This is a genomic window from Lacisediminimonas sp., assembly GCF_030645335.1.
Lineage (GTDB): Bacteria > Pseudomonadota > Gammaproteobacteria > Burkholderiales > Burkholderiaceae_D > Lacisediminimonas.
In genome coordinates this window covers 1-24,614 of the sequence record NZ_JAUSNH010000172.1, presented here as the reverse complement: position 1 = coordinate 24,614, position 24,614 = coordinate 1, and the positions used below count along the sequence as shown (strand labels likewise).

Below are 24,614 nucleotides of genomic sequence, written 5' to 3'. Positions count from 1 at the left end.
CAGCATCAGCGACAGCATTTCGGCGCCACGCGCTGCGCCATAACCGAGGTCGCCGCAATAGGCCACGATATGCACTTGCGGCATCGACATCGCCACACAGCAGCCGAGCCCGGCCAAGCATAACAATAGCGTGGCCCGGTTTGGCGACATGCCGAAGGGCAGCGCGCCGTCAGCGCCAATACCCGCGCCCGGCGTGGCCGCCGACAATGGTGGTGGCCGGCGCATCAACAATGCCAGCGCAAACATCACCACTCCCATGAAGATGCCAAGACCGAGGTAAGTCTGGCGCCAGCCGTTGGCATCCACGAAATGCTGGACGATCGGCGGCCAGATCACGCCTCCGAGGTAATTGCCGCTGGCAACCACCGCGACCGCAATCCCGCGTCGCTTGACGAACCAGAGTGAAATATCGGCGATCAGCGGCGAAAAGGTGGTGGCGGCGCCGAGCATGCCAATCAGAAGTCCGTGGATCAGCACGAACTGGGAAATATTCTGCGCCTGCGACGCCAGCGCATAGCCGATGCCCAGGCCGACCGCCCCGATCAGCAGCGGAACCATCACGCCGAAGCGGTCGGCGACCCGCCCCATGAGGATGCCGCCGACACCGAAGCCCACCATCATCCATGTGTAGGGCAGCGATGCGTCCGCACGCAGGATACCGAAATCGGCCTGGATCACGGGCAGGAAGACCGGGATCACATACATGGCGCTGGATCCCAGCGACATCAGGGCCAGCGCGATCAGCAGCCGGAACACGGCATAGGGGGAGTCAGGCAGGCTCGCGCCGGCCGCGAGGATAGGGCGGGGGAAAATGATCAGCTCCTTCTGATTGCACGATGGGCCGCTTAAGCGCGGCTCTCCTGATCGCACACGCACCAGTATAGATGGGATCGCACCCGATTGGCCCGGCATTGCCCATTCCTGGGCTGCGCCACACCACTTGCGGCGAGCGCCGCAGCTCGATTGCGCACTGCTCGCCCTGCATTGCCGGCTGGCACGGCTCCTGCTTGTACTCAAACTAGTATACAAGCTGGTGCACCAACCAAAGCCAAACAAACCATGCCTCGACCAGACACCCGCGAACCGCTCGCCCTGCGCCTTGCGCGCTTTGAACAAGCGGCGGCCAACGCCGCCCCCGCCATCTGGATCAGTCGCGGCCCGGTGGTGGCGGGCGACACCGATGCCAGCCAGCCGCGGCCGCTCGCAGGCAAGCTGTTTGCCGTCAAGGACAACATCGATGTCGCCGGCTATCCGACCACCGCCGGCTGTCCGGATTTTGCCTGGCGGCCAGAACAATCGGCGACCGTGGTGCAGAAACTGCTGCACGCCGGTGCGAGCCTGGTCGGCAAGACCAATCTCGACCAGTTCGCTTGCGGACTGGTGGGCACCCGCTCGCCGTATGGCGCGGTCCCGAATGCGTTCAACCCGGCCTACATCAGTGGCGGTTCAAGTTCCGGCTCTGCGGTGTCGGTGGCGCTGGGCCTGGTCGACTTTTCGCTGGGAACCGACACGGCAGGCTCGGGACGGGTGCCTGCCGGCCTCAATAACATCGTCGGCCTGAAGCCTTCGCGCGGCTTGCTGTCCACCGCTGGCATACTTCCGGCCTGCGCGCACATCGACTGCCCATCCATTTTCACGCGCTCGGTTGCCGAAGCCGTGGAAGTGTTGCTGTGCGTGGCAGGCGTCGACAGCCGGGACCCATGGTCGCGCGCGCTGAGCCTGGACGGCCGCGCTTTCCCCGCCCGTTTTCGTTTCGGCATTCCGGATGAGGCCCACCTGCAATTTTTCGGCGACCAACAAGCCGAGGCAGCGTTTGCCCAGGCCTGCGCACGACTGCGCGAACTCGGCGGCGAGATGCTGCCAATCGACTATGCGCCGCTGGCAGATGCCGCCACTGCGCTGTACGAGGATGCCTGGGTGGCCGAACGTTATGCGGCAATCCGCCCGTATTTCGACGCCCATGCCGACACCGTCGATCCGGTGGTGCGCAGCATCATCGACAAGGGCCGGCAGTACGACGCCGCCCAACTGTTCGACGCCATGCAAGACATGGCGGCGTGGCGCCAGCAAGCCATGGCAGCCATGCAGGATATCGACGTGCTGGTCGTGCCGACTGCGCCGACCATTTATACGCTGCAGGAAATCGCCGAAGAGCCGATTGCGCGCAACCGCAACCTGGGCCTGTACACCAACAGCGTGAACCTGCTCGACCTGGCCGCCATCGCCGTACCATCTTCAATCCGCGCTGATGGCCTGCCATTCGGCATCACGCTGATCGGCCCTGCCGGCAGCGAGCTGCGCCTGGCCGAACTGGCGGCCCGCTACCATGCCGCCACCGGCCTGCGCCTGGGCGTATCGCAAGACCCTGTGCCCCCGGCTCGCGACTTTACCGCGCTCGCCGGCGGCACCATCCGGGTTGCCGTGGTCGGTGCGCATTTGTCGGGCATGCCGCTGAACTGGCAATTGCTGGAACGCGGCGCGCACCTGCTGGCAAGCACGCAGACCGCAGCCTGCTATCGGCTATATGAACTGGCCAACACGTCCCCGCCCAAGCCCGGCCTGCTGCGCGTTGCGCCGGGCGCGGCAATCGACGTTGAGATATGGCAAATGCCCTTGGCTGCCTATGGATCCTTCGTCGCACTGATACCTGCGCCGCTGGGCATCGGCAGCATAGAACTCGACGACGGTTCGCTTGTACAAGGCTTCCTGTGCGAAAGCCATGCCTTGCACGATGCCCGCGACATCACCGAATTCGGCGGCTGGCGTGCCTGGCTCGCCGCGCGTGCCCTTCCTGCTCCCGCTGCTCACTCTTCCAACGCTGCATCCCTTCCCTGACAGGAGAACTCCATGAATAAAATCGATCCATCCGCAGCCACGAACATTGCAAACAAGCTGGTTTCACGGCGTCGCCGTCAATTGCTGGGCGCTGCTGTGGCCGGCTCGACGCTGGCGGTCATCGGCGCGCCTGCGCTGGCACAAGCGGGCCCGAAAATTCGCATCGGCTTTTGGCCGGTGGCCTCCGGCCTGCCGTTTTTTGCGGCGATCGACAAGGGTTACTTCAAGGAAGCCGGGCTCAATGTAGAAGCCCTCAAGTTCGCCAGTGCGCAGCAGGTCATGGAAGCCATGCTGTCCGGACGCGCCGATGGCAGTTCCAACGGCACGGCGTCGGCAGCGCTGGCGATTGGCGAGATCGCCCAGCCGGGGCTGTTCAAGATCATCTGCACCAATCCGACCAATGCCAAGTATGTGCTCGACGAATTCGTCGTCGCCAAGGACAGTCCGATCAAGGTGCTGGCCGAACTCAAGGGCAAACGGGTTGCCTCCGGCCCCGGCATACAGAACGTCACCATCGCCAAGACCATCCTGGAAAAAGCCGGCGCCACGGGCATTACCGTCATCGAACTGCCGATCGGCCAGCATATCGCCGCGCTGGCGGCCGGACAGGTCGACGCCTGCTACACGCTTGAGCCGACCGGCACCATTGGTCGTCTCAATGGCCTGACCCGCACGCTGGAAGTCGGTGTGGTGGCGAAATACATCCTCGGCGATCCGATGGCTCCCTGGCATGGCGGTGCGGCCAGCCTGACGTCGGAGTTCATCAAGAAATACCCCGATCTCACCAGCAAATATATTGCCGCCTACAAGCGGGGCGTCGAGCTGGTCAAGACCAAGCCCAACGAGGCCCGTCCCCACCTGAAAGGCTATACCGCGATTGAAGGTGCGCTGACGGCAGAAGTGCCGATGTCGGACTATCTGTTCTACAACGAGTTCAAGCCCAGCGATGCCGCTTATTTCCAGCGCTTCTATGACTTGTTCTCCGACCGCGGCATCTTCACCCGCCGTGTGATAGTCGACACGCTGCTGTACAAAGGCTGACCCATGGCCAACAAGCAAGCAAGCGTAGCGGCGTGGAGCGACGCCATACCAGCCCCGGCAGCGCGCAGGATTTCACCGGGTGCGCTGCTGCCCTTCATCGGTCCGCTCGGATTGTTCATCATCTGGGACCTGGTGGTGCGCTTTGGCTGGATCAAGGCGATCCTGCTGCCGGCGCCATCCGACACCATCGCCGCGCTGATCAGCGGTTTGGCCGGCGGTGCGCTGCTGGGCGACTTTTTCGTGACCGTGTCGCGCACATTGCAGGCATTCGGCATTGCCGCCATTGTCGGCGTGCCGCTCGGGGTGCTATTGGGCAGCAACGAGCGGGCTTACCGCAGCGTCGAGTTCCTGATCGACTTTTTCCGCTCCACGCCGTCTTCCGCGCTGATCCCGCTGTTCCTGCTGATCTTTGGCGTGTCGGACATCAACAAGGTGGCAATTGCCGCGTTTGGCGCGCTGCTGATCGTGCTTTTCAATAGCGCCTATGGCGTGATGAATGCACGCAAGCAGCGGCTGATGGCGGCCCGGGTGATGGGCGCGAACCGCTGGCAAATCTTCAAGGATGTGCTGCTGTGGGAAAGCCTGCAGCCGACCTTCGTCGGCCTGCGCTCGGCGGTGTCGATGGCGCTGGTGATCGTGATCGTGGCCGAGATGTTCATCGGCTCCGAAAACGGCCTTGGCCATCGCATCATCGACGCGCAGCAAGTGCTCAACGTCAAGAGCATGTATGCCGCCATCCTGGCTGCTGGCGCAATGGGCTATGCACTCAACGTACTGTTCCTCTTGATGGAACGCCGGATTGTCCACTGGAGCGGGAGATAAACATGCGACCTGTCGATGCACTGCTTGAAATCGACGCCCCCAGGCCGGAATTCGAACCCGGCCCTGCTGGCACCCACATCACGATCCGCGGCCTGACCAAGTATTTCGCCGGCTGGCCGCTGTACGAGAACTTCAACCTCGACATACCGAAGAACAAGATCGTGTCGATTTTCGGCCCCAACGGCTGCGGCAAATCGACGCTGATCAACATGATCGCCGGCCTGATCCCGATAGATTCCGGCGAGATCCTGTTTGACGGCAAATCGCTGAAAGAGACCCGCATCGGTTATGTATTCCAGAACTATCGCGAAGCGCTGTTCCCGTGGCTGCGCACGATCGACAATATTGCGTATCCGTTGAAACTGGAAGGCAAGTCGAACCTGGAAATCAACCGCCGCATGGAAGAACTGGTGGCCTCGTTCGACGTCAAGTTCGACTTGAAGCGCTATCCGTATGAACTGTCTGGCGGCCAACAGCAAACCGCGTCGATCATGCGCGCGCTGGCGCCGCGGCCGGAAGTCCTTTTCCTGGACGAACCCTTCTCGGCGCTGGATTTCGAGATGACACTATTCATCCGCGAAAAGCTGCAAGAGGTGTTCATGCAAACCGGCACCACGATGATGCTGGTATCGCACGACCTGGAAGAAGCGGTCTACCTGGCCGACCAGGTGCTGCTGCTGACCAAGCGTCCGACACGGATTGCCGAAATCCTGCACTACGGCGACGCCCGTCCACGCACGGTCGAGACCCTTTCCACGCCCAGCTTCATCGACCTGAAAAAGAAGAGCCTGGAAATCTTCCAGCGCGAGGTGCGGCGCTGACATGAGCGAGACCACCATGGAGCACTACGTGCGGGCCGCGCTGGCGCTGCAGGGCTATGCCTTCGATGAGCAGCACATCGCCGAAATTGCCTTGCAGTTCAGCCGCATCGCGACGATCGCAGAGGCTGTACTGTCGGTGCCGCTGCCGCCCGACGCGGAACCGGCCCCGGTGTACCGGCCATGAGCACCGTCCTGCAAATCCAGGCTGCGCTCGCCAGCGGTGCGCGCAGCGCAGTGCAGATACTGGACGAGACGGTGGCGCGCATCAAGGCGATCGACCCGGCCCTGAACAGCTTCACCGCTCTGACCATGGCGCGTGCACAGCGCGAAGCAGCCGCAATCGATGCGCTGCGTGCTGCCGGCGCAACGCTGCCGCCCCTGGCGGGCGTACCGTATGCGGTAAAAAACCTGTTCGATGTGCAAGGCGAGGTCACGCTGTCCGGCGGCAGGGTGAACGCCGGCAATGCGCCAGCCAGTGCCGACGCCGCACTGGTGACGCGCATGCAGCAAGCCGGCGCGATCCTGGTCGGCATGCTCAACATGGACGAACATGCCTACGGCTTCACCACTGAAAATACCCACTATGGGCCGACCCGCAATCCACACGACCTGCGCCGTATCGCCGGCGGCTCGTCCGGCGGCTCGGGCGCCGCTGTGGCCGCCGCCCTGGTGCCGCTGACACTGGGTTCCGACACCAACGGCTCGATCCGGGTGCCGTCCTCGCTGTGTGGCGTGTTCGGGCTCAAGCCGACCTATGGCAGGCTGCCGCGCACCGGATCATTTCCGTTTGTCAGCAGTCTCGATCACCTGGGCCCGTTCGCCGCCAACGTCACCGACCTGGCTGCTGCCTATGACGTGTTGCAGGGACCGGATGCGGCCGATCATGCCTGCGCACAGCGCGCGGTCGAACCTACCTTTCTGCATATCGGTTCGACCCGGCCGCTGCGGGTGGCGATACTGGGTGGCTGGTTCCATCGCTGGGCCGACCAGCAGGCGCGTGAGGCGGTGGCCCGCTGCGCGCAAGCACTGCAGGCCTCGCATGACGTTGATTTCCCGATGGCGGAAGCGGCACGCTCGGCGGCGTTTGTGATTACCGGCGCTGAAGCCGGCGCGCTGCACCGCGATCGCCTGCGCCATTCGTACGACCTGTATGAACCGCTGTCGCGTGACCGGCTGGTCGCCGGCAGCCTGATACCGGCCAACTGGGTGGTCCAGGCGCAACGGGTACGGCAACAGGCAAAGCAGGAGGCGTTGCGCCTGTTCGACCAGTTCGACCTGTTGCTGGCGCCGGCCACGCCGCTGGCAGCGCCCGAGATCGGCACCGAGGAATTTGAACTCGATGGCAAGCCCATGCCCGCGCGCGCCAGCATGGGCATCCTGAGCCAGCCGATTTCCTGCATTGGCTTGCCGGTCTGCACCGTGCCGGTCTGGCCGGCCGGCGCCGGCATGCCGATTGGCGTGCAACTGATTGCCGCACCCTGGCGCGAGGACCTGTGCCTGCGCGCCGCACGCCAGCTTGAGCAGCAGCAAATCGCGCAGTTCAGGATTGGCGCGCACGATGCCTGAATTTTGCCGATAATGATCCAATGAAAATAAACCAAGCGCAGGTACTGGCCGAAGTCGAGGCCGTGTTCGCCCGCTATGAAGCGGCGCTGACTTCCAACGATGTCGCCGTGCTGGACGAGTTGTTCTGGCGCTCACCGCACGTGTTGCGTTACGGCGGCGGCGAAAACCTGTACGGCTACGCAGAGATACAGGCCTTTCGCGCCGCGCGTCCCGCTGCCGGCCTGGCGCGCACCGTGACGCGCAGCAGCATCACCACGTTCGGCGATGACATGGCCACCGCCAATATCGAATTCATTCGCGCCGGCAATGACAAGATCGGGCGGCAGTCGCAAACCTGGGTCAGGTTGGCCGAAGGCTGGCGCATCGTCGCCGCCCATGTCAGTGCAATCGATGTCCCCAAGGAAGCCTGATGCGCATTGCAGCCCATGCTCCCGAAAAGGCCCAGTCCGAAGTGCATGAAGCACCTGTCACGCTGGCCGACACCGCCTATGCACGGCTCAAGGAAGATATTTTCGACTTCCGCCTGGTGCCGGGCGACCGTTTCTCCGAGTCTGAAATCGCGGCACGCCTGGGCATGTCGCGCACCCCGGTACGGGATGCGCTTTTCCGTCTGCAGCGCGAAGGCTACCTGGCCGTACATTTCCGCAGCGGCTGGTCAGTACGACCGTTCGACTTCGCCCAGTTCGAGCATCTGTATGATTTGCGCATGGTGCTGGAAACCACGGCGGTACGGCGGCTGTGCGACAGTATCGACCCGGCCTCTGCCGGCAATCCCGACCCCTTGCAGGAACTGAAGACATTCTGGCTGGTGCCCAGGGAGAAGCGCATGGCCGATGGCCGCAAGGTGGCCGAGATGGATGAAGCTTTCCATATTGCGTTGGTGGAGGCGGCCGGCAATCCGGAAATGGCGCGGGTGCATCGCGAACTGACCGAGCGCATACGCGTGATCCGGCGGCTTGACTTTACCCAGCCGGCGCGGATTGAGCAAACCTACGAGGAACATGCGGAAATCCTGCGCGCCATCCTGCGCCGGCGCGGCGACCAGGCCGCCATGCTGCTGAGGACGCATATCGAAGCAAGCAAGGCCGAAGTGCGCAAGATTACAGTCCACCGCCTGTACATGGCGCAGCAGGAACATTCTTAGCCGATACCGGCTTGGCAGCTTCAGGCTGGCGGCCCCAGACCCGCTATCGCCCTTGCGGCAATCACCGACACCAGATGCGCCCGATACCCGGCATCGGCATGCAGGTCATTGTTCATGTCGTCTTCCGGCAAGCGGATCGCCAGCACTGCCGGCGACGAAAGTCCGCTGCGCAACAGCGCCTCGAATTCGCCGACCCGATAGACGCAGGCGCGGGCGCCGGTGACGGCCACACGTGGCGCGCCCTTGCGGTCGATCACGGCCATCACGCCCACCAGCGCAAAACGCGACGCCGGTTGATGGAACTTGACGTAGGCCGCCGCTTTTGGAATCGGAAAGCGCACCGCTGTAATCAACTCGTCGGGTTCCAGCGCGGTCTCGAACAGTCCACGGAAAAAATCGTCGGCGGCGATGCGGCGCTTGTTCGTTACCACGGTCGCGTCCAGCCCCAGCACTGCTGCCGGATAGCAGGCGGCCGGATCGGCATTGGCCACCGAACCGCCGATGGTGCCGCGATTGCGCACTTGCCGGTCGCCGATACCGCCGGCCAGGTGGGCCAGCGCCGGTATCAGTTGCCTTACCTGCGCCGAACCCGCCACATCGGCATGCCTTGTCATCGCACCGATCACCAGTTCGTCCTGGTCGAGGGCGATGCCCGACAGGCCGTCGATCGCAGCCAGGTCGACCAGGTGTGACGGCGCGGCAAGCCGCAATTTCATGGCCGACAACAAGCTCATGCCGCCAGCCAGGAAGCGCGCTTCCGGCTGCTCCCTGAGCAGCTGCGCGGCGTCCTGCACCGACGCCGGCCGCAGGTACTTGAACAGGTTCACGACCCGGCCTCCTCGGTCCTGCTCGCATTGACGCCATCGGCCACGGAACGAATCGCCATGACGATATTGTGATAGCCGGTACAGCGGCACATATTGCCTTCCACCAGATGACGGATCGACTCCTCATCGAGCTTGCCGTATTTTTCCACCAGCTCGACCGCACTCATCACGAAGCCCGGCGTGCAGTAGCCGCATTGCAGCGCATGGCAGCGGCTGAAGGCTTCCTGCATCGGATGCAGCTTGCCGTCGGCGCCGGCCAATCCTTCGATCGTGGTCACGCGCGCCTGGTGCGCCTGCACGGCCAGCATCGTGCAAGACTTCACGGCGTCGCCGTTGACATGCACCGTGCAGCAGCCGCACTGGCAAGTGTCGCAGCCGACATGGGTGCCGGTCAGCTTGAGTTCCTCGCGCAGGAACTGGGCCAGGAACATCCGCGGCTCCACGTCCCGTTCATGCGATTGGCCATTGACGATCATTGCAACTTTTACCGTGTCAGTCATGTGCGATTCCTGCTGGTTTCCTGCTGGAGCCGGTGGCCGGGCTTGCCTGGTCCGGCAAGCTGTCATAAGCGAGCGCATTGTGCAGCGCGCGCCAGACCTTGTTGCGGGTGATGGGCATGGGGATTTCGCGTATGCCGAATTCCCATAGCGCGTCGATGACGGCGTTGGCGACTGCGGCCGGCGCCGCAATCGCCCCGCTTTCGCCGGAACCCTTTACCCCGAGCGCATTGCTCGGGTTGAGGGTTTCCTGGTGCGCAAAACGGATGGACGGTATGTCGTCGGCGCGCGGCATCGTGTAATCCATGAACGACCCCGACAGCAACTGGCCGGAGCGGGCGTCGTAACTGCATTCCTCGAACAAGGCCTGGCCGATACCCTGCGCCACACCGCCATGCAACTGTCCTTCGACGATGGTCGGGTTGATCACCCGGCCGCAATCGTCGACGGCAGCAAAATCGCAGACCTTGACCACACCGGTCTGGATATCGACCTCGACCACGGCCAGCTGGATGCCCGACGGAAAATTGCGGTCGGGCGGATCGAAGAACACTACCTCTTCAAGTCCGAGCTCAAGGTCAGCCGGATAGTCATGTCCCTTGTAGGCAAGCGCGACCATCTCGTCAAAGGGGATGCTGCTGCCGTCCGGTGCATGGAATGCCCGATTGCGGAATTCGACCTGTGCGGCTTCGCAGCGCATCGCGTGCGCGCAAAACCGCTTTGCACGGGCGATGATCCGGTCGGTGGCACGGGTGATCGCCGGCCCCATCAGGAACATCGAACGCGAACCCCAGGTGCCGAGTCCGGCCGGTATCGGCGTGGTGTCGCCCTCGATCAGGCGCACATCGGCCAGCGGCACCTGCAATTGTTCGGCAACGATCTGGCAAAACGAGGTTTCATGCCCCTGCCCATGCGAGTGGGTGCCGCAGAACAAGGTGACCGTGCCGGAGGGATGGATGCGCAGGTGCAGGGCTTCATAGCCGCCAATACGGCGCCCGATCTTGCCGGCAACGCGGCTGGGCGCACCGCAACAGTCGACAAAGCCGGCCAGTCCTATGCCGAGGAATTTTCCTGCCCGGCGCATGGCCTGCTGTTGCGCGCGCAACGCCGGGTAGTCCACCAGGCCGAGCAGCTTGTCCAGCAGCCCGGCCGGATTGCCGGAATCATAGGCAAAGCCAAAGCAGGTGGTGTACGGAAACGCCGACACCGGGATCAGGTTGCGGCGCCGGATCTCGACTACATCAATGCCCAGCTCGCGCGCTGCATTTTCGAGCAGCCGCTCCAGTACATACACGCCTTCCGGCCGGCCAGCGCCGCGATAGGCTTCCACCGGCACGGTATTGGTATAGACGCCGCGTATGCGCACGCTCACCGCCGGCACCGTGTACAGGCCCGACATCACGCGCGGATAGTAATGCGCGGGAATGCTGGGGCCGAACGCCGTCATGTAGGCGCCGAGATTGGCGATGGTGTCTGCCTCGATGCCGAGTATCTTGCCCTCGCGCGTCAAGGCCATGCGGCAGTGCGTGACATGGTCGCGCCCGTGGGCGTCGGTCATCAGCGAATCCGAACGGCTGGCGAGAAATTTCACCGGGCGGCCCAATCGCCGCGCGGCCCACAATACCGCCGCTTCCTCGCCGTAATGCGTATTGCGCGGACCGAATCCGCCGCCGACATCCGGTGCGATCACCTGGATCCGGTTCTCCGGTTCCCGCAGCGAACTCTCGGCCAGCCACTTGCGGATCAGGTGCGGAATCTGGGTGCTGGAATACAGGATGTAGTCGCCCTTCCAGTCGTCATAGACGCCCAGGTAGACGCGCGGCTCCATCGCATTGGCGGTGATCCGGTTGGCGACCACGTCGAGCTCGACGATGTGCGCTGCGCTCTTGAAAATCTGCGCCACCTTGTCGGGCTCGCCGATGGTGTGCTCGAACATCAGGTTGCTGCCGAATTGTTCATGCACGATGGCGGCGTCCGCATCCAGGCAGTGTGCGGTATCGACGACACTGGGCAGGCTTTCGTAGTCCACCAGCACCAGGTCCATCGCATCGATGGCCTGGGCCCGTGTCTGCGCCACCACCATCGCCACGGTGTCGCCGACATGTTGCACCTGCTCCAGCGCGAACACGGGCCGCGACACTTCGTTCATGGGGCGTCCGTCATGGAAGGCGACCGGCGCAATGGTGGGCATGTCGCCGCGTCCGTCTGCATGCCAGTGCTGGCCGGTCCAGACCGCGACCACGCCCGGCGCCGCCTCTGCCGCGCTGGTATCGATCCGGCGGATCAGCGCCCTGGCATGCGGGCTGCGCAGGAATACCGCGTGCAGCATGCCGGGCAGCTGGATGTCATCGACGAACTTGCCGCGCCCCGTCAGGAAGCGCTGGTCCTCGCGGCGGCGGATCGGGCGGCCGATGTAGCTGGGCGCATCCGTTGTCGGAGTCGTCGTTGGCATGGTTGGCATCGTTGGATCTTCAGGCATGGATTACTCCCCGACCTTCTGCTCCGGCGCCACCACCCGGCCATCGATCACCATCGGTTCGCCATCGAGGTAGACGCTGCAGTTGGCCATCGGCATGTCGATGTGGCAGCGGCAGTCATTGCTGCCGCCCGCCTCGGCATTGGGCCCGGTGGAAAACAGGAAATTGCCGTAGTACGAACGCGCTTCCATGCCCAGCGAAGCCGACTTGTCCATCAGCGCCTGCGCGGTCCAGCGCGCCTTCGGCTGCAGCCCGTAGCCGACATGGGAAATCGCATACGCGCGCGGATCGTCATAAGCGTCCATGTAACGATTGAGGAAGGCCGCTTCGAAGCCGCCGTCGATACGGCAGATCAGTCCGGCGCGGATTTCCATCCGGACCGGCTCCTGCACATACATCTTGAACGGGAACAGCATGTCGCCACGATCCAGTACCAGCACCCCTTCGCCGCTGCCCTCTTGCGGCCAGATCGACGTGAAGCCGCTCGGCCAATGATCCCAGTGCCCTGGCTCGTCGGCAAACCCATATTCCGGCAAGGTGCCAAACTGGCCCAGCGACATGGTCAGGTCGGTGCCGGCGGCTGAGCGCACCCGCATCTGCCGGGCAGCGCGCAGTGCGTGGTCGGCAGCCATCACGCGCCGCTTGTCATCCTGCTCGGGCAGATTGCGCGCCAGTATCTCGGGCGGCTCCAGCACCATCAGCATGCGGGTGCCGGCGCCCAGCACTTCGAGCTGCTCGGGCGAATGCAACAGGCCCATCAGGTCGATCACCAGGTCGGCGCGCTTGAGCAGTTCGATCGCATTGCGATTGCCGGAAATCGGCGTGATGCCGACATTGGCGCTGCGGTCGGCGCCATGCGGCCCCTGCGGGAAGATCGGCGGTATGTCGAGCCGGCAGGTTTGCGCCCCCATGGCAAGCGCCGCACGCATGCTGTTTTCCAGGTTGGTCTTGTTGCTCGACTCGCCAGTCAGCACCACCACGTTTTCACCGGCCTGCAGTTTTGACAGCCCCAGTACGTGCCGCCAGTCCCGCGCATGCGCTTCGTCGCTGATCGCCATCAGGCCACCACCTGCATGATTTGTTCAGCCTGCGCCATGGCGTCATGGCTGCTCATCAGGTCCGCATATTTTTGGCCGAGGTCAAACAGATTGGCCTCGTGCGGCCCGAGCGCGCGGTCGCCGACACAATCGGTCAGCACGATCGGACGAAAGCCGTGGCACATCGCGTCCAGCGTGCTGGCGCGCACGCAGCCGCTGGTGGTGCAACCGGCAATCAGCAGCGTATCGATGCGCCTGGCATGCAGTATCCCGGCCAGCCCGCTTTCGAAAAAGGCAGACGGCAGCCGTTTTTCAATCACCAGTTCGCCCGCCAGGGGCATGAGCTCGGGTACGAAATCGGACAAGGGATTGGATCGGGTCAGCAACTTCAGGCGGCGCGACTTCAGGCAATGAATGCCGGCGTCCGAACCGTCTTCGGCGTAAATGATCTTGGTGTGGATGACCGGCATGCGTGCTCGCCTGGCGCGCGCCAGCACCGGGACGGTGGCGGCAACGGCAGCCGCGATATTGCCGCCGCCAAATACATCAGGGTCGGCAAAGCCTTTGGTGAAATCGACAATCAGGAGAGCGGGAGATTGCCCCATGCCGATCACTCCGCCAAAATTCTGGCGCGCGTAGATGTCCGTCCCGGTACCGTCCATGGCCTGTGCTATCCTCATTTTTACCGTTACATGTATCCATGTTAATCGTTTTTAACTGAATGTGCTGCGCATGGCGCGAAGATTTACGTATCATGGATACATATGGAAGATATGGAAAACTCAAGCGCAAAACCCACAGCACCGGAAGCTGAGCAGCCGCCACTGGCAAATTCCCGCGCAGGCGTGTCGTCCAAGCAGGAATCGGTCGCCACCAAGATCCGCGACCTGATCATAGACGGCGAATTGCCCTCCGGCCTGCATTTGATGGAAATACCCCTGGCCGACCGGCTCGGGGTGTCGCGCACGCCCGTGCGCGAGGCGCTCGCCTTGCTGGCACAGGAAGGACTGCTGGAGCCCGGCCCCAAGCGCGGCTACAAGGTGCGCACCTTTACGCTGGATGAAATCCTGGAAGCCTATGACGTGCGCGGGGTGCTGGAAGCCGCTGCTTGCCGCATGCTGGCGGAAAGCGGCTTGCCACAGGACACGGCCGACCGGCTGAACGACTGCCTGGTGGGGGGCGACCGTTTGCTGGAGGTCGGCGTATTCGACGAAGAACACCAGACCCCGTGGCTGGAAATGAACAACATGCTGCATACGCTGCTCACTACGGCGACCGGCAACCAGATGCTGTGCAACTTCGTCATGCAGAGCCAGCGGGTGCCGCTGGCCAGTGCCCGTCATGTGCACTGGTACAAACTCGGGCTGGAAAACTACGACCTGGCAAGACAAGCGCACCGCGACCACCACGCCATCGTCGAAGCCATCATCCGGCGGCAGGCGCATCGCGCCCAGGCGCTGATGGAAGAGCACATCTATTTTTCGCGTGAACTGGTCGAAAAACGATTCCGGCAGCAGCGCGATTCGATCGGCTTCGGCATGCTGCAACAAGCCTGGCTTGCTTAGTACATGTATGCATATTGTCGTTTCGAATGCTAATATCGCCAAAATTTAGCCAGAAATATCAATTTGTGCATACATGAGGCAATAATGACTTCTCCGCGCGACACCCAGCACGTGATGCAATTCCAGCGCCAGGCCCAGCTTGATGAAAAAGTGGCGCTGTTGCGGCGTTCACTCAATGAAGCCAGCCATGTTCCCGGCTACTTCTATGCTTCGCAGGAAATCTACGAGCTGGAAAAAGAGCTGATCTTCATGCGCGACTGGCTGCCCATCGCGCGCGAGGAAGAGTTTCCCGAGGTCGGTGATTTCCGCACCTACCGGATACTCGACGAGCCAATCGTCGTCACGCGCAACCAGCAGCGGCAACTGCAGGCCTTCGCCAACCGCTGCGCGCATCGCGGCGTGGCCGTAGCGCAGGGTAACGGCAATGCCCATGAATTCGAATGCCCGTATCACGGCTGGTTGTATGACCTAGATGGCAAGCTGATTGGCGCGCCCTACATGGACCAGGCAGACGGCTTCGACAAGTCATCATGCCGCCTGAAGCCGATCCACCTGGGAACCTGGCAGGGCTGGGTGTTCGTCAGTTTCGCCGTCGATCCGATTGCGTTCAAGGATCACATCGCTCCCTACGAGAAGGAATTCGGCTTCCTGAACCAGGGCCAGCTCAAGCTGGCCGACAAGCTGGTGGTGGAGGTGAACTGCAACTGGAAATTCCCGGTCGAGAACCTGATGGACAATTATCACAGCCGGATCCTGCATCGCAAGACGATCGGCCCGACCATGGGCGTCGAGCGCTTCAAGGGCGTGCGCAGCGGCGCGCTCGCATTTACCGCCTATTACCCGGCCAAGCCGATGAACCGGGAGGGCAAGACCCTGTTCGGCATCATGCCGGGGGTCAAGGATCACGAGGGCATGGATGAAACCTTTGCCGTGTCGGCCCACGTCGCACCATGGATGCATCTGTTCGCACGCTGCGACAATGTCCATCCATTCATCATGGAACCGCTGGGCGTGGGCCGGGTGCGTATTACCTGCTTCCAGTTGTTCCCGGAAGAATGGCAGCAGCAAGCGGATTTCCGCGAAAAGCTGGCGCACTATAATGAATTCACACTGGCGGTCGTCAATGAAGATGCATCCGTGATGGAATCCTTGCATGACGCCTGCACCTCGCCGCGCTACGAACCGGGCCGGATGGCGCGGCTCGAACTCGGCGTGTGGAACCTGATCAACTACAACGTTGACCGGGTGCTGGGCCTAGGCGAAACGCGGCTGTATGAATAAACGACATAGCTCGATGATCGTGCGGCGCCCGCACGCGCCGCACGACATTCCAGCGCAATAACGAGCGAGAACACAAGGCATGATTCCGATCCAGGGACTGGACCACATTGTCCTGCGCGTCACCGATACCGAGGCCATGCTGCGCTTCTATTGCGGCACGCTGGGATGTACCATGGAAAAAAAGCGGGATGACCTCGGGCTGATACAGCTGCGGGCCGGCAGCGCGCTGATCGACCTGGTCCCGGTCGATGGCAAGCTCGGACTCAAAGGCGGCGCAGCGCCCGGCAAGGAAGGCCGTAACCTCGACCATTTCTGCCTCTGGATCGAGCCCTTCGATGAAGTGGAAATCCGGCGCCAGCTGGCTGCTTCCGGTGTCGTGGCCGGGCCCACGGAAACGCGCTTTGGCGCGCGCGGTGACGGCCCCTCCATCTATCTTGACGATCCCGAAGGAAACACCGTGGAATTGAAGGGCCCCGCGCCCACCGGCGAATGAAGAAGGCGAGCTTGCCAAGGCCTGCTTGACGCCGTCCACGCCATCATCAGCGCGCCGCATTGCGCTGCTTCATGACCCTGCCCAATCCAGTCACGTCAATGTTCTATAAACGAACTATAAAACCTGCAGTTTCCCAACAAACATAACAAAGCGGGATTACTTAAACTTCCGTTCGGCAAGAGAACATTTTTGCGCTGCCACACACTGATGCGCCTTGTATTTCGAAACTTCGTTCGATTGAAAGGTAGGCATCAAAAGTGACCGCAGCTAAATATCCATCCCTCCGCCCGGCATCCACCGGCAAGCAAGGGCCGTTTCATTCATTGGCCGCGGCTCAATTGCCCTCTGCTCCCAAGCTGGTGGAGAAAAATAAAGACGAGTACCAGCAAGCACTCAAGGCCTTGCTCAGCAAGCCGCCAACGCTGCAGGCCGTAACGCAATTGGCCAAGCATCTGGCGAACGCTGAAAGCCTGGAATTAGACACCGCGGTTAAATTCTGCAACATGCTGAAGCTGGCCGAAAGCGACATCGAGTCCGCCGCCTACGGCGGCGGGCAGCACAGTTTGCTTGCCGCACTGCGGACAAGCCTGCCCTTGCTGCTGCCCAAGCTTGCTGCCGCTATTGAACGCAGCCCCTGCAGTACAGAGCAGATCGACAGCATTGCCTACGGCCTGGGCGCGCTGGCCGGAGAGTCGCGTGGCGCATTCCATGACGGGCGATGCCTGACGGCGGACGCCCTGCCCTTTCAACAGGCTTGCCGCGCCCTGCTGGGCAAGTGCGTCAAAGGACAGATCACGTTTTCCCCGTCGAATGGATCCACCCTGGCCTTGCTGAACCTGTTGAGCCGCGGCTTGAAGCGGGGACTGCTGGACCGGCGCGATGGCGCGATCCGCGCTGCATTTACCGAAGCGCTACTGGCAATCAAGCCTGGCACCACCTCAGCGACAGAACATCCCCTCGACGCTCGGCAGAACGGAAAATGGCTATTGCAGTTATCAAGCATCTCGACCTATGAGCTGCTGGATCTTGACGCCGATCGCGACGGCGCAGAGGACGGCCAGGATCTGCTCGCCGCTGCGGCACGCGAATTCCTTGGCAATACCCAGGCAATGTCGGCACAGGCCCAGCACACGCATACCGTCCCAAACAGCGTAATAGTCCAGAATCATATCGATGCCACCCGCAACCTGGGCAAACATGGCGTGCTGAACATCAGGCAGGATCCCGACCTGCAGTTACTGCTGCCGTTGCTGCAACTGATAGGCGCCCTTGACCCCGATGCGCTGCACCACAACTATGGCCGTACGCTGGGAAGCATCACGCGCTTCCTGCTATTTCTGAAGCAACAAGGCGTATCGACCCACCCCGTCATTACCAGCGATTTCAGCAAGATCGAGGAAAAAGTGCTCACTGCCCTGTCCTGCTTCGCCCAGGAAGACCTGACGCAAGTTGGCAGCGAGACGATCGCCGACCTGCTGGAATTCCTTGCAGCGGATCGCAAACAGGCAATCCCGGATCTGCGGCTTTCCAGCGCAGCGACACCGCTCCTCACAGCGCTGACAGATGATAAGCGGGAGAAAATCGAGCAGGCGGCGGTCGCAGCGAAGCTCTTGTCGGCAATGCGCGCCTTGCGCAACAACGAGAGCATTGATCACACAACGTGCCAGGTCGAGATTGCACTCGCCGAGGTGATCTACACTGCCTCGCATGGCAGCACGGACAACATACTGTGCGCCGTGGCGGCACTCGAATCCCTGGCTGCTTGCGCATTGAACGAGACAGAGCGCCAAAACGTTTTGCGCAGCATCGAACAATTGCTATTGCAGCTGCCACCGACGAGTGCATTGAACAATGCCGACAAGCTTCTCTGCCTGCGCGGACTTGCCCTGCTATTGCCTTTGTCGAGCGGCGTGGGCTTGAAGAACCTGGTCGCGCTAAGCGGGCGGATCTTGGGAAAAAAAGCGCCTGGCAGGTCGCAGGACGATCTGATCCATAAGGAAATCCTGCACCTGCAACAATTGACCGGCCAGCATGCGCTTGTAGTCAACAAGCCACAGCCAGAAAACAAAAGCCTTGCACCCGCACCGGTCACCGCACGTCGCGAAGCGGCCGGCGCAAGCACACCGGCCCCGGCTCTGGTTACACGGAACACAAACCAGCGCCCAGCCGCGCAGGGACAAACCCAACCCGTGCTGGTGGTACGTGAACAGTCCAGGGAAAACAAGAAACCTGCGCCAGCTGGTCGTGCCAAGGCGGCGTCTGTCACGCCAAAGCGCGCTGCCAGACCTGCTCCGGCGCCAGCAGCAAAGCTCGGCGCCGGAACACCAGCCCAGCAACAAGCCGAGTGGTTCGACCTGCTGCAAAACGGACAGAGCCGTGACCTCACCATCAGGCTGGACAAGCTATTGCGCACACAGCCTGCGCTGCTCAACGCAACGCAGGGTAAGCACGGCAGGCAAACTGCGATGGTGCTGGCGGTCGCTAACGGACACAAAGACGTCCTTGCCTGGTTGTGGCAAAAGCCATCCTTGTTGATCACCCCGGGACCGGATCTGATCGATGCAATTCTCGACAGCATGTCAATGGTCGATCGATCGGTAGCGGATGCCCTGGATGCGTTCCTCCATGAAATCGAAGTTCGATTCCAGCCGGACGGACTGGCCAAGCTGAAAGGATTCAGCGAGAAATTGTTGCCGAACCTTCCATTGATTCCTGATGTGATGAAAAAATATGGATTGATCAAGGATTTGCCCGCAGTGGCGACAGTGGCCAAAGCCTCCAAAATAATGAAAGCCCCCACAGCACCCATTGCGCCGCCCTTGACCAGGACCATACCGGCGTCCGTGCAGTCCGCCGTTGCTACCCTGCTCGGCGGCCCGCTGGGGATCGACATGCTCGAAATCAGCTTGTTGAAAGCAGCGCTTCGGGGAAAAGCCGCCGGATGGAATATCGACGAGACGCGCGCCGCAGTGCTTGATCCGGATCCATCCCGACTCTGGCAAATGCTGGTCGGTGAGGATGCTCACCTGAGGGCAGACATGCTGGACCGGGCGGCAGCAGCGGCGATCATGGCGATCAAGAGGAATCCTGCCCGGCTGCGCGAAATACTGGCCCTGCAGCACGGCCGCGAGCTTCTCGACCACACGCTGGTGAGCGGCGAAACAATCAGGCACTTCATGGAAGACATGAGCCGGAATCAAGCCAGGCCAGAGATCGCCAGGATCATCCTTGACGCAGATGCCGCTGCTGCGGAAAAGCAAGCCAGTGCACTGCAGGGGAACAATGCGCAATAGCATTGCGTCGGGCGTCGGGACAGCCTCAAAACGGGGCGGCACGAAGCGATTCGGATGGCCGCCCCGCACGCCGAGCGTCAATAGGCGATGCGCAGGCGCCGGAAAAAAACACCCAGTACGAACAGCGGACCAATCGCGAGGAAACGCAGGTCATCGAAAAACGAGGGCTTTTTTCCTTCGATCTTGTGGCCGGCGAACTGACCGATCCATGCCACCACGAATATCGCCAGCGAAGCCGGCAGCACCCACGCCGCCGGCATCAGGCTCAGGCCGGCAATACAAAGCGCCGTCATGACGACCATGCCCAAGGCAAACGGCACACTCAAGCTGAAGTAGTAGACCAGGGACACGAGAACCACGGCGAGCGCAACCCAGGGATGGATCGCCCACAACATGCCGAGGAATGAAAATACGATGGCGGGCACGCAGATGCAGTGGATCAGCTCATTGGTCGGATTGCGGTGACTGTCGGCGTACTGCTCCAGCAGTTGGTCCACTGTGCGCGGTGCGGATGCTTCCATGGCGGCACTCCTGGCAGGGGATTGAGCGACTATTACGACCTGGATTCGATGCTACCACGCGCCGCTTCCGGCTGGCAGCGGCCAGCGCCTTAGCGGCCGCCGGTGACATCGATGATGGCCCCGGCAACATAGGATGACTGCGCCGACAACAACCACATCACCGCCTGCGCGACTTCTTCCGGCTGTCCGCCGCGCAACATCGGCACGCTGTCCTTGACGCGATCGACGCGTCCGGGCTCGCCGCCGCTGGCGTGGATCTCGGTATCGATCACGCCGGGCCGCACCGCATTGACCCGTATTCCCTCGGCCGCGACTTCCTTGGCCAGCCCGATCGTCAGGGTGTCGATGGCGGCCTTGGATGCCGCATAGTCCACATACTCGGCCGGCGCGCCCAGCCGCGAAGCAATCGACGACAGGTTGACGATCACGCCGCCCTGCCCCCCATGTCGTGTCGACATGCGCTTGATGGCCTCGCGCGCGCAGATGAAGCTGCCCGTCACATTGGTGGCAAAGATGCGCTGCAGCCGTGCCGCCTGCATGTGCTCCACCCGCGATTGCAATTCCAGCACGCCGGCATTGTTCACCAGCGCATCGAGCCGGCCGAACTCGCGGTCGACGGCTTCGAACAGGGCGACGATATCGCTTTCATCGGCCACGTCGCAGGACACCGCCAGCGCCTGCCCGCCACTGCGCCGGATCGCATCGACCACGCCTTCGGCGGCGCCCTGCGCGCTGTGGTAACTGATGCACACGCGAAAACCGGCCTGCGCTGCCAGTCGCGCCGTTGCCGCACCGATGCCGCGACTGCCGCCGGTGATCAGCACTACCTTGCCTGTGATGCTTGCCATGCCCGTCTCCCTTGCGTGATTGCCTGCGCCTTCGCATCACTATAATGGAAGCATGCAAGCAAAGTCTCCCGAACTGCTGGCCGGCCTGTCGCCGGTACTGGACCGGCAGGTCCGGATACTGATCCTCGGCAGCTTTCCCGGCGCCGCTTCGCTGGCAGCCGAGCAATACTATGCGCACCCGCGCAACCAGTTCTGGCGCCTTGTCGGCACGGTTCTGGGCGAGGACCTGGCGGCGCTGCCCTACCCGCAGCGGTTGCCGCGCCTGCTGGCGCACCGGGTGGGTCTGTGGGACGTGCTGGCCGCCTGCAAGCGCGACGGCAGTCTCGACACCGCAATCCGCGACCCCCGTCACAATGATTTCACCCGGCTGGCACAGCGCTGCCCGGCGCTGCGCCGCGTTTGCTTCAATGGCAAGACCGCTGGCCGCCTCGCCATGCATTTTGAACATGCCGGTTATGAAACCATTGTGCTTCCCTCGTCATCGCCGGCCCACGCGGCGATGAGTTTCGAGCAGAAGCTTGCATCGTGGCAGGCGCTGGCCGGATAATGCGGCCTTCCCTTGTGCCACCCGCCATGCTGATCAAACGAAAATCCATCGAGAACGAACAAGCGCATCGTCCAGCCAGCAAGAAAGCGGCCGCCGCTGACAGCCGCGCCGAAGCGCCTGAAGCCCGCAGCCGCAAGCCAAAATACGCGCCGGTCACGCTGTCCGAAATGGACGGTGTGCGTTACCTGCATTTCGGCACGGAATGGGTGCAAGGTGCGATGCGGCTGCGACGCCCCTACTGGATCGAACTGGAATATGCGCAGCAGATGATGGCCTGGATGCTGTTCATCGACGCGCCGCGCCATATCGTGCAATTGGGACTGGGCACCGGCGCGCTGACCAAGTTTTGCCACAAGCACTTCACCGAGTCACGGGTCACGGCAGTCGAGCTCAACCCGTCGGTGATCCGCATTTGCGCCGACATGTTCAAGCTGCCGCCCGACGACGATCGCCTGACCGTGCTGGAAATGGATGCGCTGGCCTACATCGCCCAGGCGGCAGCAGACCCCGGGCAGATCGATGTGCTGCAAATCGACCTGTACGATGCAACAGCGCGCGGTCCGGTGCTGGACACGCCCGAATTCTATGCCGACTGCGCCGCGGCACTGTCGCCGCTCGGTGTGGCCACGGTCAACCTGTTTGGCGACCACCCGAGCTTCAAGCGCAATGTGAAAGCGATGCGCTATGCATTCGATACCGTGATCACGCTGCCGGAAGTGCATGACGGCAATGTCGTCGCACTGTGCTTCAATACCCCGCCGGTACTGGATTTCGCCGAATTGCATGAGGCCGCAGCAACGATACTGGCAGAGACGCGCATGCCGGCACGCAGCTGGGTAAATGGCATCAAGTCGGCCTGGCTGGACCGGGCTTAAGCCACTACACCGACACGCCGTCGTCCCCACCGGAAATCGCCATGAACCAGGCCACCCGCAAAGCGCTCGACCTGCAGCATATTTTTTCCTGGCTGCTCAAGGACAAGCTGGTCGACAAGGACGACGCCCGTGCGCTGTATAACCAGGCCCAGGCGCTGCTGCGCAATGGTCCGGCCACCATGCACCCGCTGACCGCCGTGGCACAGTGCAAGATCCGCAGCATCCAGCCGGCACGACTGATGACGCTGGATTGGCTCAGTGAATGGCTGGCTGCCAAGGTCGAGCTGCCCTTCATCCGCATCGATCCGCTGAAGATCGATTTCACGCGCGTGGCCGATGTGATGTCGGCCACTTATGCCGCCCGCTTCAACATCCTGCCCGTCGAGCTGACCGCGACCGAGCTGACCATCGCAACCGCCGAGCCGCTCGACCTGGAATGGGTGCCCGAAATCGCCAAGATCTCGCGCCGCAATGTCCGGCTCGTGATCGCCAACCCGGTCGATATCGCGCAATACATCAGCCAGTTTTTTTCACTGGCAAAGTCAATCCGGGACGCCAACCGCGCCAGCGGCCAGGACCTGGCGCTGCGCAATAATTTCGAGCAGTTGGTCGAGCTGGGCCGCAGCAACAAGCAGGTCGACGCCAATGACCAGCACATCGTCAATATCGTCGACTGGCTGTGGCAATACGCGTTCGAGCAGCGTGCGTCCGACATCCATCTCGAGCCCAAACGCGATTTTTGCGCGGTGCGTTTTCGCATCGACGGCGTGCTGCACCAGGTCTACCAGGTGCCGGCGGTGGTGATGATTGCCATGACCGCGCGCATCAAGCTGCTGGGCCGCATGGACGTGATCGAAAAGCGGCGCCCGCAGGATGGCCGCATCAAGACCCGCACCAGCGGCGGGCAGGAAGTCGAATTGCGGCTGTCGACGCTGCCCACGGCATTCGGCGAAAAGCTGGTGATGCGCATCTTCGACCCGGAAGTCGTGGTCAAGACCTTGCCCGAACTCGGCTTTCCGCCCGACGACGCCGCGCGCTGGGATGCGCTGACCAGCCGGCCGCACGGCATCCTGCTGGTCACCGGGCCGACCGGCTCGGGCAAGACCACCACGCTTTATACGACCCTGAAGGCGCTGGCCACCAGCGAAGTCAACGTCTGCACCGTGGAAGATCCGATCGAGATGGTGGAAGCGTCGTTCAACCAGATGCAGGTGCAGCATGGCATCGACCTGTCCTTCGCCGATGGCGTGCGGGCGCTGATGCGGCAAGACCCCGACATCATCATGATCGGCGAGATCCGCGACCTGGAAACCGCGGAAATGGCGATACAGGCCGCACTGACCGGCCACCTGGTGCTGTCGAGCCTGCATACCAACGACGCCCCCTCTGCGGTGATGCGCCTGCTGGAACTGGGCGTGCCGCATTACCTGCTGGAAGCAACCCTGGACGGCGTCATGGCGCAGCGGCTGGTGCGCACGCTGTGCACACATTGCAAGGCAGCCGACGGCAGCATGCCCGAGGCGCTATGGAATAGCCTGGTGCAGGAATGGCCGATGCCGATGCCGCATACCCTATACCGTCCGGTCGGATGCCCGGAATGCCGCCAGACCGGCTATCGCGGCCGCACCGGCCTGTACGAGCTGCTCGGCGTGACGCAAAAATTCGCCAGTGAAATCCGCGCCGATGCCGACATCGGGCAACTGCGCCGGCAAAGCATGGCCGACGGCATGAAACCGCTGCGCATCGCCGGCGCCGCCAAGATCGCGGAAGGCCTTACGACGATAGAGGAAGTACTGAAGGTAACGTCGGCACTGATCTGAGGAAGTGCTGCACGTCGGGGTAGCGCAGCCGCATGCCCAGCTCGGCCTTGATCCGCTCGTTGCGCAACCGGCGCGACTCCGACATGAACGACAGCAGCATCGGCGAGACTTGCTGCTGCAAGGCTTCGCGCGCCAGCCGCGGCGGTCGCGGCAGGCCGAACGCATCCGCGACCAGGTCGAAATAGTCCCCCATCCGCAGATCGGTGTCGTCGACGGCGTGATAGACCCGGCCTGGCATCTGGCGAAACAGCGCCGTGGCAATGATCTGCGCCAGGTCGTCCGCATGGATGTGATTGGTGTGAAC

23 protein-coding genes and 1 pseudogene are annotated in these 24,614 nt (G+C 62.5%); 15 read left to right on the top strand and 9 right to left on the bottom strand.

Going from position 1 to position 24,614, the window contains the following annotated elements:
• Nucleotides 1–726 (bottom strand): MFS transporter (locus Q7T64_RS12065; protein ID WP_304795891.1); only part of this gene is annotated, 726 nt, incomplete at its 3' end.
• A 333-nt stretch (nucleotides 727–1,059) separates the two neighbouring features.
• Between Q7T64_RS12065 and atzF the strand changes: the two genes are divergently transcribed.
• Genes atzF through Q7T64_RS12025 form a run of 8 tightly spaced genes read left to right on the top strand, consistent with a single transcriptional unit; the run spans nucleotide 1,060 to nucleotide 8,229 of the window.
• A complete protein-coding gene (gene atzF, locus Q7T64_RS12060) occupies nucleotides 1,060–2,835 on the top strand; it encodes an allophanate hydrolase (RefSeq protein WP_304795888.1) in 1,776 nt (591 codons plus the stop codon).
• 12 nt (nucleotides 2,836–2,847) lie between these two features.
• Complete coding sequence (locus Q7T64_RS12055; RefSeq protein ID WP_304795886.1) at nucleotides 2,848–3,876, top strand: ABC transporter substrate-binding protein; 1,029 nt, start codon at nucleotides 2,848–2,850, stop codon at nucleotides 3,874–3,876.
• A 3-nt stretch (nucleotides 3,877–3,879) separates the two neighbouring features.
• On the top strand, nucleotides 3,880–4,698 hold the full coding sequence (locus Q7T64_RS12050) for an ABC transporter permease (RefSeq protein WP_304795884.1): 819 nt from the start codon (nucleotides 3,880–3,882) through the stop codon (nucleotides 4,696–4,698).
• 2 nt (nucleotides 4,699–4,700) lie between these two features.
• Nucleotides 4,701–5,519 (top strand): ABC transporter ATP-binding protein, encoded by an 819-nt coding sequence (locus Q7T64_RS12045; RefSeq protein ID WP_304795882.1) that lies wholly within the window; start codon nucleotides 4,701–4,703, stop codon nucleotides 5,517–5,519.
• A gap of 1 nt (nucleotide 5,520) precedes the next feature.
• Nucleotides 5,521–5,703 carry a DUF4089 domain-containing protein gene (locus tag Q7T64_RS12040; RefSeq protein WP_304795880.1) on the top strand — a complete coding sequence of 61 codons (183 nt, stop codon included), beginning with the start codon at nucleotides 5,521–5,523 and terminating at the stop codon, nucleotides 5,701–5,703.
• Complete coding sequence (locus Q7T64_RS12035; RefSeq protein WP_304795878.1) at nucleotides 5,700–7,085, top strand: AtzE family amidohydrolase; 1,386 nt, start codon at nucleotides 5,700–5,702, stop codon at nucleotides 7,083–7,085. Before Q7T64_RS12040 ends, Q7T64_RS12035 begins: the two co-directional genes overlap by 4 nt.
• Before the next feature lie 20 nt (nucleotides 7,086–7,105).
• A complete protein-coding gene (gene hpxZ, locus Q7T64_RS12030) occupies nucleotides 7,106–7,495 on the top strand; it encodes an oxalurate catabolism protein HpxZ (protein ID WP_304795876.1) in 390 nt (129 codons plus the stop codon).
• Nucleotides 7,495–8,229: a GntR family transcriptional regulator gene (locus Q7T64_RS12025; RefSeq protein WP_304795874.1), complete on the top strand. Its 735-nt coding sequence runs from the start codon at nucleotides 7,495–7,497 to the stop codon at nucleotides 8,227–8,229. Before hpxZ ends, Q7T64_RS12025 begins: the two co-directional genes overlap by 1 nt.
• Before the next feature lie 20 nt (nucleotides 8,230–8,249).
• Here the strand turns inward: Q7T64_RS12025 and Q7T64_RS12020 are convergent, their stop codons facing one another.
• Genes Q7T64_RS12020 through Q7T64_RS12000 form a run of 5 tightly spaced genes read right to left on the bottom strand, consistent with a single transcriptional unit; the run spans nucleotide 8,250 to nucleotide 13,747 of the window.
• Nucleotides 8,250–9,023 (bottom strand): xanthine dehydrogenase family protein subunit M, encoded by a 774-nt coding sequence (locus Q7T64_RS12020; protein ID WP_370653315.1) that lies wholly within the window; start codon nucleotides 9,021–9,023, stop codon nucleotides 8,250–8,252.
• A gap of 29 nt (nucleotides 9,024–9,052) precedes the next feature.
• Nucleotides 9,053–9,556, bottom strand: a complete 504-nt coding sequence (locus tag Q7T64_RS12015) for a (2Fe-2S)-binding protein (RefSeq protein ID WP_304795871.1) — start codon at nucleotides 9,554–9,556, stop codon at nucleotides 9,053–9,055.
• On the bottom strand, nucleotides 9,549–12,005 hold the full coding sequence (locus Q7T64_RS12010; protein ID WP_304795869.1) for a xanthine dehydrogenase family protein molybdopterin-binding subunit: 2,457 nt from the start codon (nucleotides 12,003–12,005) through the stop codon (nucleotides 9,549–9,551). The genes Q7T64_RS12015 and Q7T64_RS12010 overlap by 8 nt, the downstream gene beginning before the upstream one ends.
• A 30-nt stretch (nucleotides 12,006–12,035) precedes the next feature.
• Nucleotides 12,036–13,088, bottom strand: a complete 1,053-nt coding sequence (locus Q7T64_RS12005; RefSeq protein ID WP_304795867.1) for a 2,5-dihydroxypyridine 5,6-dioxygenase — start codon at nucleotides 13,086–13,088, stop codon at nucleotides 12,036–12,038.
• Entirely contained in the window at nucleotides 13,088–13,747 is a 660-nt protein-coding gene (locus tag Q7T64_RS12000) for an isochorismatase family protein (protein WP_304795865.1), read from the bottom strand. Before Q7T64_RS12000 ends, Q7T64_RS12005 begins: the two co-directional genes overlap by 1 nt.
• A gap of 93 nt (nucleotides 13,748–13,840) precedes the next feature.
• Between Q7T64_RS12000 and Q7T64_RS11995 the strand changes: the two genes are divergently transcribed.
• The 4 genes from Q7T64_RS11995 (at nucleotide 13,841) to Q7T64_RS11980 (ending at nucleotide 19,699) form a co-directional block, all read left to right on the top strand.
• Complete coding sequence (locus Q7T64_RS11995; RefSeq protein WP_304795863.1) at nucleotides 13,841–14,632, top strand: GntR family transcriptional regulator; 792 nt, start codon at nucleotides 13,841–13,843, stop codon at nucleotides 14,630–14,632.
• Between the two features lie 84 nt (nucleotides 14,633–14,716).
• Nucleotides 14,717–15,913: an aromatic ring-hydroxylating dioxygenase subunit alpha gene (locus Q7T64_RS11990; protein ID WP_304795860.1), complete on the top strand. Its 1,197-nt coding sequence runs from the start codon at nucleotides 14,717–14,719 to the stop codon at nucleotides 15,911–15,913.
• A 79-nt stretch (nucleotides 15,914–15,992) separates the two neighbouring features.
• Nucleotides 15,993–16,406, top strand: a complete 414-nt coding sequence (locus Q7T64_RS11985; RefSeq protein WP_304795858.1) for a VOC family protein — start codon at nucleotides 15,993–15,995, stop codon at nucleotides 16,404–16,406.
• Between the two features lie 359 nt (nucleotides 16,407–16,765).
• Nucleotides 16,766–19,699, top strand: coding sequence for a hypothetical protein (locus Q7T64_RS11980; protein ID WP_304795856.1), 2,934 nt, complete (start codon nucleotides 16,766–16,768; stop codon nucleotides 19,697–19,699).
• Nucleotides 19,700–19,776: 77 nt separating this feature from the next.
• Here the strand turns inward: Q7T64_RS11980 and Q7T64_RS11975 are convergent, their stop codons facing one another.
• Nucleotides 19,777–20,220 carry a DUF962 domain-containing protein gene (locus Q7T64_RS11975; RefSeq protein WP_304795855.1) on the bottom strand — a complete coding sequence of 148 codons (444 nt, stop codon included), beginning with the start codon at nucleotides 20,218–20,220 and terminating at the stop codon, nucleotides 19,777–19,779.
• A gap of 89 nt (nucleotides 20,221–20,309) precedes the next feature.
• Entirely contained in the window at nucleotides 20,310–21,068 is a 759-nt protein-coding gene (locus Q7T64_RS11970) for an SDR family oxidoreductase (RefSeq protein ID WP_304795853.1), read from the bottom strand.
• Nucleotides 21,069–21,120: 52 nt separating this feature from the next.
• On the opposite strand from Q7T64_RS11970, the gene Q7T64_RS11965 reads away from it, so the two are divergent.
• From Q7T64_RS11965 to Q7T64_RS11955, 3 genes are read left to right on the top strand one after another with little or no spacing between them, the layout of a single operon-like run.
• Entirely contained in the window at nucleotides 21,121–21,615 is a 495-nt protein-coding gene (locus Q7T64_RS11965) for a DNA-deoxyinosine glycosylase (RefSeq protein ID WP_304795851.1), read from the top strand.
• Nucleotides 21,616–21,641: 26 nt separating this feature from the next.
• On the top strand, nucleotides 21,642–22,490 hold the full coding sequence (locus Q7T64_RS11960; protein WP_304795849.1) for a spermidine synthase: 849 nt from the start codon (nucleotides 21,642–21,644) through the stop codon (nucleotides 22,488–22,490).
• 41 nt (nucleotides 22,491–22,531) lie between these two features.
• On the top strand, nucleotides 22,532–24,310 hold the full coding sequence (locus Q7T64_RS11955; RefSeq protein WP_304795847.1) for a GspE/PulE family protein: 1,779 nt from the start codon (nucleotides 22,532–22,534) through the stop codon (nucleotides 24,308–24,310).
• Here the strand turns inward: Q7T64_RS11955 and Q7T64_RS11950 are convergent.
• Nucleotides 24,264–24,614, bottom strand: a pseudogene (locus tag Q7T64_RS11950) (SDR family NAD(P)-dependent oxidoreductase); the annotation flags it as partial. The gene Q7T64_RS11955 and the pseudogene Q7T64_RS11950 sit on opposite strands and share 47 nt — an antisense overlap.